Annotated in this window: 17 protein-coding genes; 5 read left to right on the top strand and 12 right to left on the bottom strand. The window is 61.3% G+C overall.

From position 1 onward, the window contains the following. Positions 1-20: 20 nt before the first annotated feature. Together ASD58_RS00915 and ASD58_RS00920 are read right to left on the bottom strand one after the other, a co-directional pair. The gene (locus ASD58_RS00915; RefSeq protein ID WP_057259116.1) at positions 21-923 is read right to left on the bottom strand and encodes a DMT family transporter; all 903 of its coding nucleotides are present in this window, start codon (positions 921-923) and stop codon (positions 21-23) included. 29 nt (positions 924-952) lie between these two features. Continuing rightward, entirely contained in the window at positions 953-1,132 is a 180-nt protein-coding gene (locus ASD58_RS00920; RefSeq protein WP_057259119.1) for a hypothetical protein, read from the bottom strand. Positions 1,133-1,315: 183 nt separating this feature from the next. Between ASD58_RS00920 and ASD58_RS00925 the strand changes: the two genes are divergently transcribed. The 5 genes from ASD58_RS00925 to ASD58_RS00945 are packed head-to-tail and all read left to right on the top strand — an operon-like array spanning position 1,316 to position 5,571. Further along, positions 1,316-2,323: a porin gene (locus ASD58_RS00925; protein ID WP_162252976.1), complete on the top strand. Its 1,008-nt coding sequence runs from the start codon at positions 1,316-1,318 to the stop codon at positions 2,321-2,323. A gap of 17 nt (positions 2,324-2,340) precedes the next feature. Beyond that, positions 2,341-2,583: a DUF3460 family protein gene (locus tag ASD58_RS00930; RefSeq protein WP_307176623.1), complete on the top strand. Its 243-nt coding sequence runs from the start codon at positions 2,341-2,343 to the stop codon at positions 2,581-2,583. A gap of 20 nt (positions 2,584-2,603) precedes the next feature. Next, entirely contained in the window at positions 2,604-3,524 is a 921-nt protein-coding gene (locus ASD58_RS00935) for a ScpA family protein (protein WP_057259125.1), read from the top strand. Positions 3,525-3,533: 9 nt separating this feature from the next. Then, complete coding sequence (gene panC, locus ASD58_RS00940) at positions 3,534-4,373, top strand: pantoate--beta-alanine ligase (RefSeq protein WP_057259127.1); 840 nt, start codon at positions 3,534-3,536, stop codon at positions 4,371-4,373. A 7-nt stretch (positions 4,374-4,380) separates the two neighbouring features. Then, positions 4,381-5,571 carry a hypothetical protein gene (locus ASD58_RS00945; protein ID WP_057259129.1) on the top strand — a complete coding sequence of 397 codons (1,191 nt, stop codon included), beginning with the start codon at positions 4,381-4,383 and terminating at the stop codon, positions 5,569-5,571. A 49-nt stretch (positions 5,572-5,620) separates the two neighbouring features. Here ASD58_RS00945 and ASD58_RS00950 read toward each other — a convergent pair whose 3' ends face one another. The 10 genes from ASD58_RS00950 to ASD58_RS00995 form a co-directional block, all read right to left on the bottom strand. Next, positions 5,621-6,832 carry an EAL and HDOD domain-containing protein gene (locus ASD58_RS00950; protein ID WP_057259131.1) on the bottom strand — a complete coding sequence of 404 codons (1,212 nt, stop codon included), beginning with the start codon at positions 6,830-6,832 and terminating at the stop codon, positions 5,621-5,623. Positions 6,833-6,908: 76 nt separating this feature from the next. Beyond that, positions 6,909-7,298 (bottom strand): chemotaxis response regulator CheY, encoded by a 390-nt coding sequence (gene cheY, locus ASD58_RS00955; protein WP_028104141.1) that lies wholly within the window; start codon positions 7,296-7,298, stop codon positions 6,909-6,911. Positions 7,299-7,419: 121 nt separating this feature from the next. Next, positions 7,420-8,499, bottom strand: coding sequence for a chemotaxis response regulator protein-glutamate methylesterase (locus ASD58_RS00960; protein ID WP_057259683.1), 1,080 nt, complete (start codon positions 8,497-8,499; stop codon positions 7,420-7,422). Positions 8,500-8,518: 19 nt separating this feature from the next. Continuing rightward, a complete protein-coding gene (gene cheD / locus ASD58_RS00965; protein ID WP_200951551.1) occupies positions 8,519-9,139 on the bottom strand; it encodes a chemoreceptor glutamine deamidase CheD in 621 nt (206 codons plus the stop codon). Further along, on the bottom strand, positions 9,120-9,968 hold the full coding sequence (locus tag ASD58_RS00970) for a CheR family methyltransferase (RefSeq protein ID WP_057259137.1): 849 nt from the start codon (positions 9,966-9,968) through the stop codon (positions 9,120-9,122). Before ASD58_RS00970 ends, cheD begins: the two co-directional genes overlap by 20 nt. 30 nt (positions 9,969-9,998) lie before the next feature. Continuing rightward, on the bottom strand, positions 9,999-11,705 hold the full coding sequence (locus ASD58_RS00975) for a methyl-accepting chemotaxis protein (RefSeq protein ID WP_057259139.1): 1,707 nt from the start codon (positions 11,703-11,705) through the stop codon (positions 9,999-10,001). A gap of 45 nt (positions 11,706-11,750) precedes the next feature. Beyond that, the gene (locus ASD58_RS00980) at positions 11,751-12,230 is read right to left on the bottom strand and encodes a chemotaxis protein CheW (protein WP_057259140.1); all 480 of its coding nucleotides are present in this window, start codon (positions 12,228-12,230) and stop codon (positions 11,751-11,753) included. Next, positions 12,227-14,446, bottom strand: a complete 2,220-nt coding sequence (cheA, locus tag ASD58_RS00985; RefSeq protein WP_057259142.1) for a chemotaxis protein CheA — start codon at positions 14,444-14,446, stop codon at positions 12,227-12,229. The genes ASD58_RS00980 and cheA overlap by 4 nt, the downstream gene beginning before the upstream one ends. Before the next feature lie 14 nt (positions 14,447-14,460). Continuing rightward, positions 14,461-14,826: a response regulator gene (locus tag ASD58_RS00990; RefSeq protein WP_055936079.1), complete on the bottom strand. Its 366-nt coding sequence runs from the start codon at positions 14,824-14,826 to the stop codon at positions 14,461-14,463. 35 nt (positions 14,827-14,861) lie between these two features. Continuing rightward, positions 14,862-15,410 (bottom strand): hypothetical protein, encoded by a 549-nt coding sequence (locus tag ASD58_RS00995; RefSeq protein ID WP_057259144.1) that lies wholly within the window; start codon positions 15,408-15,410, stop codon positions 14,862-14,864. Position 15,411 lies beyond the last annotated feature (1 nt).

The following is a 15,411-nucleotide window of genomic DNA, read 5'->3' on the forward strand; positions in this document are numbered from 1 at the left end:
AAAATTTGAAACTATCAGATTCAGCGCCGGACTGTCGCACGGCCGGAGGAGATGACAATGCCTCCGACGATCAATATAAATGCGGTCGCATGGTAAATTTTCGGTACTTCACCGAGAATCAAGGAAGAAAGCAAGGCGGTAAATAAAGGCGTCAGGTTTACAAAAAATGAAGCCACCGCCGGTCCGGCCTGCTGCACGCCAGCGCCCCAACAACGAAACGCGATAATTGCAGGTCCAATTGCGACATAAGCCAATGCGGCAATCAGCGCCCAGCTCCAGTTAATCGCAGCGGCAGATAATATCGCCTCGCCGCCAGCAAATAATCCAGACCAGACCGCGCCAAAAGCCACCTGCGCCAGAAGGAAACTCGCCCAATGGCTACGAATATCGGCGGGACCGGTGGTGCGCGTTAATAGCCAGCTATATAAAGACCAGGCAATCGTGGCCAGGATCATGAATATATCGCCCGCCACCAGGCGCAATTCCATCAAGTGCGACCATTCGCCGCGCGCCAAAACCAGCAGCACCCCGGCAATCGACAACACTGCCCCGGCGACCTGGCGCCGCGATACGCCAGCGCCAAAGAATAGCCAGCCAGTCAGCATCATCCAGACCGGCATGCCGGATGCAACCAGCGTCACATTGATCGGGGTCGAGCTTTGCAGGGCGAGGTATTGCAAGGCGTTATAGAGTCCGATGCCGAGCAAGCCCAGCACGGTAAAGCGCTGCCAGTTAGCCCACAGCCCGCTGCCGCGGCGGAAAATCGGCCCGGCAAATGGCAGCAGCAGGACGAACGCAATCGCCCAGCGCAGAAAGTTCAGCATGATGGGCGGCACTTGGTGCGCCACCATGCGCCCGACGATCGCGTTCCCTGCCCAAAGCAGTGGCGGAACGGTCAGGAGTATTGCTGTGCGGGCTTTCATTGTGCCCGCAAGGATACGCTATTTCTGAACTAACCGCGCTTGGCCTTCTGCTTTGCCCCGCCGCCTGCGCCTTCATCACTGCCAGCCTTGGTACGCGAAGCTTCATTCTTTGTATTGCGCTTGGCGGTGTTCTTATTGCCCGTCTGGTCGGACTCGACGGTCTGCACCGACTGGCGATTCTGCTTGCTGAGTTGTTTGCTCTGAGCCATGGCGGCCTCCTTTAACGGAAATGAGCCTTGACTGTGAGCCGCACACCGATGCAGGTCTGTGCGCTGGCAAACCGGCGTGGCTGCCCGCCCACGCCCGGGGAAGTTTCGCTTGTCGCCGAACTGGGCAGCAGTGACAATGGGGGCGCAGCAGAAGGCCTAAACAACAATATTAAGAAGGTATTCATGAAACGACTGCTCCCAGCCATCACCCTCCTCCTTCCCGTCGCCGCTTCGGCGCAAACCCAGGTCAATATTTATGGCGTGGTCGACGCCTATGCCGGCCGCACGGCGACGGCCAGCGCACCGCAAGCTGTCAATGCCGTCAACAGCGGCGGCATGATCACCTCTTACTACGGCTTTTCCGGCACCGAAGCGCTGGGCGGCGGCTTGAAAGCCCAGTTCCAGATCGAAGGCTTCTTCCGCGGCGATACCGGCGAAGCGGGACGCTTTCCGGGCGAGGCCATCTTCGCGCGTAATGCCAACGTCGGCCTGGCCGGCGAATTCGGCATGGTGCGCATGGGCCGCATCGCCAACCCCTTGTTTGTCGCCGCCGGCCAGATCAACCCCTTCGGCCCGTCGACCCGCTTTTCGCCGCTGATCAACCAGATTTACACTGCAGCCGGCGGCAATGCGACGCTGGGCGATACCGGCTGGAGCAACTCGATCCAGTACGCCTCAAACCCGGTGTACGACACCACCTTTGTCGCCCAGTATTCGCTGGGCGAGCAGCCCGGCGCGCACAACAATAACTGGGCAGCCGTCGCCAAATACGTCGGCAAAGAGCTGGCCGTGACGGTCGGCGGCGTGAACGTGCGTTTTGGCCCCGGCCTGAGCGCGGCAGTGCCGGAACAGCGCACCTACCTTGCCGCGGCAGCCTACGACTTCAAAGTGGTCAAGCTATTTGCTTCCTACTCCGACCATCAGGCCAAGGTCAGCGAACGCGACGCCCATTCGGTGCAGGCTGGCTTCACCATTCCAACCCATGGCGGCGCGGGGCGCTGGATGGTGGCCTGGTCGCGCCTGACGGAAAAGGCCAAAGTGGTGCCAGAATTCCATCGCGATACCGGCGCCGCTGGCTATGATTACAACCTTTCGCCCCGCACGGACGTGTACGCGGTGCTGATGTACGACAAGATTAGCAACGCTAGCAAGGGAAATACCTACGTAGCTGGCATCCGGCATCGTTTCTAGCGAGAAAAGACGGTAAAATGTCCGTTGCTGAACCCAGTTATTTTCACGATATGAAATTCCTCAAGCAGAATCACAAATACGAGTCCGACCACTCCTTGTTCATCAAGGACCTGAAAGCCAAGAACCCGGAAATGGAAGCAGGCCAGCAAGCCGGCCGCGCAATCCTGTGGGACAAGCCTTCGACCTCGCTGGACGACCAGGCCCGTAACAAGGCTTCGACCGTCAAGCAACAGGCTTACGTGTACCAGAACAAGGTATAAGAGCCGGGACGGCACACAGCATGTCACCAAAAGACGCGGTGGACGATCAGGCCGAACAGGCTGAACTGGCCGTCGCCGCGGATTTGCCGCCTGACGCAGGCGGACCAGGCAGCGGCGCGGAAGACGCGCCACCCGATGCGAGCGCCCCGGCGGAAGCCGAAGGCGCCGCTTTTGCACGCCTGTATGGCGAGCCGGTGCTCAAGCTGCCAAACGATCTGTATATCCCGCCCGATGCGCTGGAAGTCATCCTCGAAGCGTTTGAAGGCCCGCTGGACTTGCTGCTGTACCTGATCCGCAAACAGAACTTCAACATCCTCGACATTCCGATGGCCCAGGTAACCTTGCAATACCTGAGCTATGTCGAAGAGATCCGCAAATCGAACCTGGAGCTGGCGGCAGAATACCTGTTGATGGCGGCCATGCTGATCGAGATCAAGTCGCGCATGCTGCTACCGCAGCGCCAGCACGAGCTCGACGCGGAAGCGGATGACCCGCGTGCGGAACTGGTGCGCCGCCTGCTCGAATACGAACAGATCAAGCTGGCCGCCTACGACCTGAATACCCTGCCCCAGGTCGGCCGTGACTTCGTGCGCACCCAGATCTTCATCGAGCAAAGCCTGGTGCCTACCTGGCCCGAGGTTGAAGTGGTCGACCTGCAGGACGCCTGGCGCATGTTGATGAAGCGCGCCACGCTGAAGCAGCACCACAAGATCACCCGCGAGGAGCTGTCGGTGCGCGAGCACATGACCTCCATCCTGCGCAAGCTGCAATCGAGCCGCTTCATCGAATTCACCGAGTTGTTCAACCCGGAATCGCCGCCGCCGGTGGTGGTGGTGAACTTCGTGGCGATGCTGGAGCTGGCCAAGGAAACCCTGATTGAAATTACCCAGGCGGAGCCGTTCGCACCAATTTACGTGCGTCTTGCGTATTCGCCTGCCTGACTAAAAACTATGAAAATCATCTCCAATATCGAAGAACTGCGCGACCAGCTCAGTGGCCAGTTACGTACTGCTTTCGTGCCTACCATGGGCAACCTGCATGAGGGCCACCTGTCGCTGATGCGCCTGGCCCGCAAGCACGGCGACCCGGTCGTGGCATCCATTTTCGTGAACCGCCTGCAGTTTGGCCCGAATGAGGACTTCGACAAATACCCGCGCACCTTCCAGGCTGACGTGGAAAAACTGGAGAAGGAAGGCGTGTACGTGCTGTTCGCGCCCACCGAAAAGGATATGTACCCGGAGCCGCAGGAGTACCGCGTGCAGCCGCCGGATGGCCTGGGCAATACCCTGGAAGGCGAATTCCGCCCTGGCTTCTTCGGTGGCGTGTGCACCGTGGTGACCAAGCTGTTCTCCTGTGTGCAGCCGAAGGTAGCGGTGTTCGGCAAGAAGGACTACCAGCAGCTTATGATCGTCCGGAACATGGCGCGCCAGCTCGGCATGCCGACCGAGATCATTGCCGCCGAAACCTACCGGGCCGACGATGGCCTGGCCCTGTCCTCGCGCAATATGTACCTGTCGGCCGATGAACGCGCCGAAGCGCCGGCGCTGTACCGTGCCCTGAACCAGGTGGCAGACGAAGTACGCGGCGGCCACCTCGACGTGTTCCAACTGGAACACAAGGCGATGGACGAACTGGCCGCCCGCGGCTGGAAGCCTGACTACATCTCGATCCGCAAGCGCAATGACCTGCAACCGCCTAACGCCGGCGACCTCGCGCAAGGCGAAAAGCTGGTGGTGCTGGCCGCCGCCAAACTCGGCACCACCCGCCTGATCGACAACCTCGAAATCTGACCGGTCGGTGACGACCTTCAGCGTTACCCTGCGCGGCCGCCGCGCAGCAGCCGGCCTGGCTGAAACCGTCGCGCGCCTGGCTTCCCTGCTGGGCTGCGGCGCTGCCGAAGCCGAGCGCGCACTGGCGATGTCTTCGCTGACAGTCAAGCGCGGCATCGACCTGCGCACCGCCAACCGCTACCAGGCCGCGCTCGACGATTGCGGCTGCTGCGCCACCATCGAGCGCGAATTCATTGCGGAAGCCAGCCTGGATGGCATTCCCGAAGAGTGCCGCAAGCTGGCGGCAGCGCTGCGGGCAGCCGAGATGTCAAGCCAATCACGCGCCGAAGTCCATGCCATCATGGCCGACCTGCTGAGCGACGGGGACGTCGATTCCGGCATGGCGCATGCGATTGAACGCAACCTGGCGACGATCTGCGGCGGGCCACTCACAGCGCACGGCCTGCTGCGCTTGTTCTCTGCCGACCGCTTGCAGGCCCTTGTGGCCGACGCGGCCAGTTTCCTCGACGCGCATCGACGCGGCAGCAATATTCCCCCGCTCATGTCGGGTCGCAATAAAGACGGCACGCATGCCTCGTCCCGGGGCGATCACGTCATCCACCAGCGGACCGTGCGCCTCTACGAAGCCCTGATCAAGGTATTGCAGCAGCATCGTGTTCTTGGCCCGGGAAATGCATTGCCGCCCGACCTGGTGATGCGCGACGGGAAAGGCCACCGCCTGCCGGGAACGAGCCAGCAGGTGCAGTTCTGCCAGCGCGGCTCGGCAATCGTGCGCATCGGTACAGTCAACGCGTATTACGACGCGGATATCAGCATCAGCTACCCAACGCGTACCGGCCTGAAAGTCCGCGTGCAAATCCCATACGCCAACCTGCTGCTTGAGGGAGGCGAATCGTTCCGCCCGGTGCCGCAGGAAGCCGTGTTGCATCATCAGCTACTGCATGACTACACGCTGCCCAGCACGCCGGTGCTGTTCTTGATGGGCGATGGAGAAGTGATCCTGGATCTGGTGAAACTACCCGTGGACGAGCAGCGCTACTTCTTCCTCGACCTGGAGGAAAAGTTCAAGCTGCACGGCTGCGGCGCATTCAGCGCGAGAAAGATCGGGCCGACCGCCTATGGCCTGGGGCAGGCAATCGCTCTCTCTGCGCACGTCCACATCGTCGAAGAAGTGCTGCAACCGTTCCGCCGCCAGTAAGCGCCGGCCTGGCCGAAGCGCAGCAAGCCATCCAGGTCGCGCCTCCCGCTTACGTGGTGACGCTTTGGGTCCAGGCCAGGGCCGACAGGTGGGCCTTGTTGACGTCCTCGGGCGACAGCGAAAGCGAATCGGCCAGCGAGCTGACCAGGTTCGAATTCAGTTCGCAAGCCTCGGCTAGCGCCAGGAACGGGCCGTATTTGCCGCCACGGGTGAGCAGCGCCTTCACCACTTCGTCGTTCAACTGGATCTCTTGCAGCACATCCTTCATCGGAATGCCCAGCAGGCGGTCCAGCAGCGAGAACATGCCGGCAACGAAGATGTTTTCAGCATCCTGCTTGCCCAGCGCCTTCTGGCCCAGCAGCTCGGCCAGGCGGCCGCGCACCACGGCCGTTTCCAGCAGCACCGGCGAGAAGCCGGAGGTGGAAGCGGTCGCCAGCAACAGGGTCAGCCAGCGGTACATCGGCTGGTAGCCAAGCAGCTGGATGGCCTGCTTCAGTGACTGCACTTCGCGGCCAGCACCGAAACCGGCCGAGTTGATGTACTTCAGCAGCTTGTACGACAGGGCCGCATCGCGCTTCAGCACGCTTTCGAGCTGAGCCACGTCGGCATTGGCGTTCACCATCTGCATCAGTTGCAGAATGATGGTCTGCGAAGGATTCAAGCCCTGCCCTTCGCTGCCCGGACGCGGCGTCAGGTGCAGCTTGCCGACAAAGGCGTCCAGCCCGAGCGCGGCACAGGCGTCGAAATCGGACCAGGTGCTGACCGGACGGCCCACCATGCGGATATTGGACGTCTTCAGCAGCGAATAGGCGCGCGCCTGCGCGGCCACGTCGGCGCCGGTAAAGCGTACTTCGACATACGAACAAATCGTGCCCAGGCGGCTGCCTACGCGCGCCAGGTCGGCTTCGCGCAGCAAGATGCCGACACCGCCGGCACGCAAGCCCTGCACCGCCGCCAGGGTGGTTGGATTGGCAAGCTCGGAGGTCTTCAGCGACAGCACCGTATGCTCGGGCGGCAGGTCGAACATCGAATCGGTCGACAGCATGCCCGGCACGGCTTGCAGGAACAGGGTTTTCTGCTTGAGCAGCCAGCCGTGCTCAGGATGGTTTACCTGGCTGGCGACGAAGCCGACCAGGCCTTCCAGCTCTTCCAGGGTGGGGACATGGGAAACAGCTTCCTGCTGCCATGTAAGTTCGTAGCCGACCACGCGCTGCTCGGGATCGAGCAGGGGTTCACGAACCAGGAAATGTGTCTGATGCATACGTGGTCTTATGCTTGACTCGGGATAGAACGGCGGCGGCCAGGGCCGCCGCCGCGAATTACTTGGGAAGCCGGGATCAAGCGCCGAGCTTTTCGAAAATCTTGTTCAGCTTTTCATCCAGGGTGGCTGCGGTGAACGGCTTCACCACATAGCCGTTGGCGCCTGCTTGCGCAGCCGCGATGATGTTTTCCTTTTTGGCCTCGGCGGTCACCATCAACACCGGCAGTTTGGCCAGTGCGGGGTCGGCACGGATGTTCTGCAGCATGGTCAGGCCATCCATATTCGGCATATTCCAGTCGGACACCACGAAGTCGAATTGCTCCGCGCGCAGCTTAGCCAGCGCCATCACGCCATCTTCCGCCTCGTCCACGTTGGCATAACCCAGTTCCTTCAAGAGATTTCGCACGATGCGGCGCATCGTCGAGAAATCGTCAACAACCAAAAATTTCATCTTTGGATCAGCCATGAATTGCTCCGTTGTTTCTACTTACGCGGTTATTAATTAAAGTGGTGTACCCAGCAAGTTGTAGGATAGCATTTTCGTTGCTCCAAGGCGAACTAACTACCCCAAAACTCTCAATCACGTGTCAAACGCGCAATGCACGCGAGCCATGCTGCGCAAGATAACCCAATACCATGCCGGGCAGCGCCTGCAATGCGCCAACTTCATGCGTTGCACCAACGGCAATCGCCTCGCGCGGCATGCCGAACACCACGCAGCTAGCTTCGTCCTGCGCGAAATTATACGCCCCGGCGTTCTTCATCTCCAGCATGCCCACTGCACCGTCCTTGCCCATGCCGGTCAGGATCACGCCAACCGCGTTCTTGCCGGCATTCTGGGCTGCGGAACGGAACAGCACGTCGACTGAAGGGCGGTGTCGGTTGACCGGCTCGCCCTGGTCCAACCTGGTCATATAGTTGGCGCCGGAACGGGTCAGCAACAGGTGCGAATGGCCCGGCGCAATATAGGCGTGGCCCGGCAGCACGCGCTCATTGCCCTGCGCTTCCATCACCGAGATCTTGCACAGCGAATCGAGGCGCTTGGCAAACGATTTGGTAAAGCCTTCCGGCATGTGCTGGGTGATCAGGATGCCCGGGCAATCCGACGGCATTTGCATCAGGAATTCGCGGATGGCTTCCGTGCCGCCCGTTGACGCGCCGACAATAATCAGTTTTTCCGAAGACATCAGTGGGTTCCGTAATTGCGGCAGCGTCGTGCCGCCCTCGCCTGCCGCGCCGGCAGCAGGCAGGGTGCGGGCGCGGACCCGGGCCTTGGAGGCGGCGCGGATCTTGTCGGAGATCAGGTCGGCGTATTCGCGCATGCCGGACTGGATCGAAATCTTGGGCTTGGTGACGAAATCGACCGCGCCCAGTTCCAGCGCACGCAGCGTGATTTCCGAGCCGCGCTCGGTCAGCGAAGAGACCATCACCACCGGCATCGGCCGCAGGCGCATCAGGCGCTCCAGGAAGTCGAGGCCGTCCATCTTCGGCATTTCGACGTCCAGCGTCAGCACGTCCGGGTTGGTCTGCTTGATCAGGTCGCGCGCCACCAGCGGATCGGGCGCCACGCCCACCAGTTCCATGTCCGGCTGGCCCTTGATGATCTCGCTCATCACGCTGCGGATCAGCGCGGAGTCGTCGCAAATCAGGACTTTGATCTTGTTCATTTTGTACACCTGTTTTTTTTTAGAACAGCTCGACCTCGCCCGCCACAGGTTTGGACTTGAGGCGGTTGGCGTAGTCGTTTTCACGCTGCGCCAGGGTGTCGTTATGGGTTTGCATCAGTTTCTTGACCAGCACCTTGCCGGTCTTGGGGAAGAAATACACCTTGCGCGGATAAATATCGCAAAGGTCTTCCGCCACAATGCGGATCTTCTCGTTCTTCAGGAAGCTTTGCACGAAAGCGGCGTTGCGTTCGCCGACGTTGATGGCGGTGAATCCCTTCAGCACGGCGCCGCCGCCAAACACTTTCGCCTCTAGGTTGTCGCGCCGCGCGCCGGCCTTCAGCAAGTCGTTGATCAGCACTTCCATGGCATAGGTGCCGTAGCGCGCCGAGGCCGACACCGGGCTGCCCTGGTCAGCGCCGCCGTCCGGCAGCATGAAGTGGTTCATGCCGCCCAGGCCGGTCAAGCGGTCGCGGATGCAGGCCGACACGCAGGAACCGAGCACGGTCACGATCAGCATGTCCTTCTGCGTATAGTAGTACTCGCCCGGCAGGATCTTGGCTGCGTCGCAGTCAAAGGTCCGGTCGTAATAGACATTGGTCGCGAATTGTTCTTTATCCATGTCATGCCCTCTTGCGCTCATCGAGCTCGTAGACAGTCTTACCGCGCAGCTTCAAAGCGTCCGACACGTAAAGGAAGTTCTCGGAATGGCCAGCAAACAGCAGGGCATCCGGTTTCATCAAAGGGACAAAGCGGGACAGGATCTTGCGCTGGGTCGCCTTGTCGAAGTAGATCATCACATTGCGGCAGAAAATCACGTCGAAGCCGGGACGGATGTCCCATTTCTCGTCCAGCAGGTTGACCTGCCGGTAGGTGATCAGCGAGCGCAACTCCTGCCGCACGCGCGCCATGCCTTCGTTGGCGCCGCGCCCCTTCAGGAAAAAGCGGCGCTGCTGCTCGGGCGACAGCTTGTCGATCCGTTCCATCGGGTAGACGCCGTTGGCGGCGGTGGCCAGCACGTTGGTGTCGATATCGGTGGCCAGGATGTGCACCGGCGGCGTCAGCGTGTTGAACGCCTCGCAGCAGGTGATGGCTATCGAATACGGTTCTTCGCCGGTGGAGCTGGCGGAGCACCAGATATTGATCTGCTCCCCGCGTTTGGCCTTGAGATGCTCGGCCAGCAGCGGGAAATGGTGCGACTCGCGGAAGAACGACGTCAGGTTGGTGGTCAGCGCGTTGGTGAACGCCTCCCACTCGCCGTCGCCCAGGCGCCCGCCTTCCAGGTCGTCCAGGTAACGCACGAAACTATTGATGCCGGTGGCGCGCAAGCGCCGCGCCAGGCGGCTGTACACCATTTCCTGCTTGGAATCGGCCAGCGCAATGCCGGCCCGCTTGTAGATCATTGCGCGGACCCGTTCAAAATCCTTGCCGTTGAAGTCAAACTCTTTCACGGTCTCTTTGGTCAGCGCCATTTTTTATAGCTCCCCGCGGTTACATGGACATTAAAACTCTTCCCAGTCGTCGCCCGATGGGGCGGCAGCCGCAAGCTTCTTCTTCGGCTGCTGCGCGGCGGCCGCAGCGGCCGGCACCACTGCCGTACTGCGCGCCGGCGCTGCCGGCCTTGCCTTGCGCGGCGCTGCCGCCGCGCGCTTGGCGAATTCGTCTCCGGCCAGTTTGAAGATCGACACCGCCTGGGCCAGGTTGTTGGCCTGGTCCTGCATCGATTCGGCGGCGGCGGCGGCTTCTTCCACCAGCGCGGCATTCTGCTGCGTCATTTCGTCCATCTGGCCGATGGCGGCATTGACTTCCTCGATGCCATGGCTTTGTTCCAGGGTGGCGGCGGTGATCTCGCCCATGATGTCGGCCACCTGCTTGATCGAGGTCACGATCAGGCCCATGGTCTGGCCGGCTTCATCGACCAGGCGGCCGCCGGCATCGACCTTGTCGACGGAATCGTCGATCAGGGCCTTGATTTCCTTGGCTGCCGCCGCGGAGCGCTGCGCCAGGTTGCGCACTTCCGACGCCACCACGGCGAAGCCGCGGCCCTGCTCACCGGCACGCGCCGCTTCCACCGCAGCGTTCAGCGCCAGGATATTGGTCTGGAAGGCGATGCCGTCGATCACGCCGATGATGTCCACAATCTTGGTCGAGGATTGCTTGATCGAGCCCATGGTATCGACCACTTGCGACACCACCTGGCCGCCCTTCACCGCCACCGACGATGCCGATACCGCGAGCTGGTTGGCCTGGCGGGCGTTGTCGGCATTCTGCTTCACGGTCGAAGTCAGGTTTTCCATCGACGCCGCGGTTTCCTCCAGCGAGGAAGCCTGCGATTCGGTGCGGGCCGACAGGTCGGCATTGCCGGTTGCGATCTCCTGCGAGGCGGTGGTGATGGTTTCGGTCGACGCCCGCACCTGGCCGACAGTCTTGGCCAGGCTTTCGTTCATGTCCTTCAACGCCTGCAGCAGTTCCGAGGTTTCATCCTTGCCTTCCACGGTCACTTGCGAAGTCAGTTCGCCGGCGGCCACTTTCTGCGCCACCTCCACCGCGCCCGACAAGGGGCCGGTAATCGACTTGGTAATCACCAGCGCACACAGGATGCCCACGCCAACCGCCACGGCGGCCAGTACCACCATCCACATGGTCAGGTTGCGGTCGCCCTTGTTGGAGCTATCCTTGAAGTCAGCGACGGCCGCCTGCTGCAAGTCGACCAGCTTGTTCAGCGCAGTCAGGGTCTGCTGCTGCAGCGGGTCGATGCGGCCGGCAATCACTTTCGCCGCGCCTTCGGCATTGAAGGCCATGATCTGGCCCATCGCTTCCTTGAAGGCTGCGTCGACGTCGGTCTGCAGGGCGGAGATATCGTTCACCACCTTTTTCTCGGCGTCGTTCAGGCCCAGGCTTTGCAGCTTGGTGCGCGCCGCATCGTAGCGGGCGCGGTTGGCCTTGACCTTCTCTTCTTCCTTCTGCATCAGGCTGACGTCCGACTGCAGGCCGATATTGCGCATGGCGATGCCGGTTTCCAGCATGGCGCTCTTCATCGACTGCGCCTGCGATTCCTTGGCGCCGGCCAGGTCCAGGCCCGTCATCAGGGCCGACTTGTTACGATAGTTCAGCACATTGGTCAGCAGCACGGTGCCGACCAGGATCAGCAGAATAACCCCGAAGCCGAAACCAAGCCGTGTGCCTATCTTGTATTCGCGCACATTCATTTTGTTCTCTCCCCTAGTGTCCTGTTGGATCTGTATTTTTTTGTATTACGCTGCGAGCTTTTCGCTCAAGCCCATTTCCGGGCTGGACATCAGGCGCTGGATATCGACCAGGATCAGCATGCGCTCGTCGATGGTGCCAAGGCCGATCATGTACTCCGAGCTGAAGGCCGTGCCCAGGTCCGGCGCCGGCTTGACCTGTTCTTCCGTCAGCGACGTCACGTCCGATACCGAATCGACCACCATGCCTACCACGCGGCCGTTGATATTGAGGATGATGACCACGGTGAATTGATCGTACACCGGTTCGCCCAGCTTGAATTTGATGCGCATGTCCACCACCGGAATGATGATGCCGCGCAGGTTGATCACGCCTTTGATGAATTCCGGCGCGTTGGCGATGCGGGTCACCGCTTCGTAACCGCGGATCTCCTGCACTTTCAGGATATCGATGCCGTATTCTTCGGAGCCCAGCTTGAAAGCCAGGAACTCCTGGACGGCGGTGCCGGCGCTTGCTGCGTCGCTCATGGTTCTTCCTTCACAAAGTTTGATTCGTCAACCAGCTGGCGCGACGAGCGCACCAGCGCCGTCACGTCCAGGATCAGCGACACGCCTCCGTCGCCAAGAATGGTGGCACCGGAAATTCCGGTCACCTTGCGGTAATTCGATTCCAGGTTCTTGACCACGACCTGCTGCTGGCCCACCAGTTCGTCGACGAACAGGCAGGCCTTCTTGCCCTCGGTTTCCACGATCACCAGGATGCCCTGGCATGGATCGGTGAAGCGCGGTGCGATATCGAAAATCTGGTACAGGGGAATCAGCGGCAGGTATTCGCCACGGACTTTGATGACGCGGCCCTTGCCGCTGATTTCCTTGACGTCTTCCGGCGCCGGCTGCAGCGACTCGAGCACGAAGCCAAGCGGCAGGATGTAGACCTCTTCGCCGGTCTGGATCAGCATGCCGTCCAGGATGGCCAGCGTGAGCGGCAGGGAAATCGAAATCGTGGTGCCAAAGCCCTTGGCGGAACGGATGTCGACGGTGCCGCCCATGGCGGTAATGTTACGCTTCACCACGTCCATGCCAACGCCGCGGCCGGAAACATCGGTCACCTGCTCGGCGGTCGAAAAGCCCGGCGCGAAGATCAACTGCCATACATCGGCGTCCGTCATGTTATCGGACAGCGGCAAGCCGTTCTGGCGGGCTTTTGCCAAAATCCTGTCGCGGTTCAAGCCGCCGCCATCATCCGATACTTCGATGATGATGCTGCCGCCCTGGTGCGAGGCCGACAGGAACAGGCGCCCCGTTTCGGACTTGCCGGCGGCCTTGCGCACGTCCGGCATTTCAATGCCGTGGTCGATCGAGTTGCGCACCAGGTGGGTCAGCGGGTCGACGATGCGTTCGATCAGGCCCTTGTCCAGCTCCGTGGCGGCGCCGCTGGTGACGAATTCGACCTTCTTGCCAAGCTTGGTGGCCAGGTCGCGCACCATGCGCGGGAAGCGCGAGAACACGAAGTCCATCGGCATCATGCGGATCGACATCACCGATTCCTGCAGGTCGCGCGTGTTGCGGGTGAGCTGGGAAATACCGCTCAGCAGCTTCTCGTGCAGCACCGGGTCGATGGTGCTGGCGCGCTGCTCGATCATGGCTTGCGTGATCACCAGTTCGCCCACCAGGTTGATCAACTGGTCGACCTTTTCCACCGACACGCGGATCGAGGACGATTCGCCGCCGGCCGGCGCGTGGGCCTGCTTTTCCGCTTCCTTGCGGGCGGCTTTCTTTTCCTGTTCTTCGCTCGGCTTGGCAGCTTCCGCCGGCACATCCTGGATGCCCGCCTGGGCGCGAATCACTTCCAGCGGCTGGAAGAAGCCATAGCCGCGCGCATCTTCGGCAGCCGCGCCGGCATTGGAGCGGATTTCATCGATGGGCTGGAAGAAACCGTAGCCGTCGCCGTCGACCGCAGGTGCCGCAGCGCCGGCAGCCGGCAGCGGGTCGAAGAAACCGTAACCCTGCTGCGCTTCCTTGCGTTCCCGTTCGGCCTGTTCGCGCGCGGACTGGGTCGGGCTCAGCGCCGGCAGTTCGCTGACCTTCATCTGGTCGGCGTCGATCACGAAGGAGCAGATGGCCACGATATCGTCCAGCGATTCGTGGGTGGTGACGACCATCGCATGGCGCTCGGCATCCAGCGGCATCAGTTCCACATGGCCCATCAGGCCAAGTTCGGCCGCCAGCGCCTCCACTTCCCGGTGCACCATGGGCGGCAGTTCCAGCCGGTAGCGCTTGCCGCCGCGATGGTCCATCGCTTGCGCATCGGGCGTGCTGAAGCCCGACGCCACCGGCGCCATTGCTTCGATGTGCACGTCCTGCGCCAGCTCCTGCAGCATCATGCGCACGTCGCCCACCGCTTCCTGGTCGACTGCGCTGCCCAGGCGGTGGCCGTCCAGCTGCATCTTCAGGATGTCCTTGGCGGCCAGGAAGGCGTCGACGTGGGTCGACGTCAAGGCCATCTCGCCCTTGCGGATGCGGTCCAGCAGCGTCTCCAGCACGTGCGTGACTTCGGTCATGTCGGTCACGCCGAATGTCGACGCGCCGCCCTTCACCGAGTGCGCGGTACGGAAAATCGCGTTCAAGTCCTCTTCGCTGGGCGACTCGACGTCCACGCCCAGCAGCAGACGCTCCATTTCAGCCAGCAGTTCTTCCGCTTCGTCGAAGAAGACCTGGTAGAACTGGCTAATATCGATGGTCATGCCACACCCCTTTATTAGCCGATGACCTTCTTCACTACCTCGATCAAGCGTTGCGGGTCGAAAGGCTTGACCAGCCAGCCATTCGCACCGGCGGCGCGGCCCTTGGCCTTCATCTCGTCGGACGATTCGGTGGTCAGCATCAGGATGGGTACCTTGGCATAGGACGGCTGCTCGCGCAGCAGCTTGATCAGTTGCAGGCCATCCATGCGTGGCATGTTCTGGTCGGTCAGCACCAGGTCCACGGTTTGCAGCTTGGCCTTTTCCAGGCCATCCTGTCCGTCGACTGCTTCCACCACCTGGTAGCCGGCTGCCTTCAGGCTGAAAGCCACCATCTGGCGCAGCGAGGAGGAGTCGTCGACTGCAAGAATTGTTTTAGCCATCTTTTTTTCTCACTTGGTTAAATTTTTGTGTGTATTCAGAACAGTTCGATGTCGCCGCTTTCCAGGTGCTTCTGGCTGACCGCCTTGCGCAGCACGCTGCGCAATTCCAGGCTCTGGATCGCCAGCGCCATGCTGACCTTGCTAAGCAGGTCCACGATCTCGTCGCTGCCCGATTCGGGCACCACTTCGGCGCCGTGCGCACCCAGCGTGCCGAGGAATTCCCGCAAGCCGGTCACCCGTTTCAGGGTGCGGTCGATCAGCTGGCTGGTCATGTCCTGGAACTGCATGCTGGTAATGGCGGCGTTGACGTAGCCGCTTACCTGTTCGTTCATTTCCTTCAGGCGCGCCTTGTCTTCCGCCGAGGGATCGCCGCCTTGCAGCAGCAGCTCGATGGTGGCCTGCTGCGCGCTGACCGCTTCATGGATCGCCATGAAGTTGCGGGTCAGCTTCTCGATCGCCTCTTCCAGCAGCAGGTTGGTCTGCAGCAGGTCGGTCTCGACTTCGGTCAGGTGGCGCCGGCCATGGTCCGACACGCCGGACAGCAGCCGTTTCACGTGGGAGCCAAGGATTTTCTTTCTTGTCATA

This window comes from Duganella sp. Root1480D1 (genome assembly GCF_001427305.1).
Lineage (GTDB): Bacteria > Pseudomonadota > Gammaproteobacteria > Burkholderiales > Burkholderiaceae_D > Rugamonas.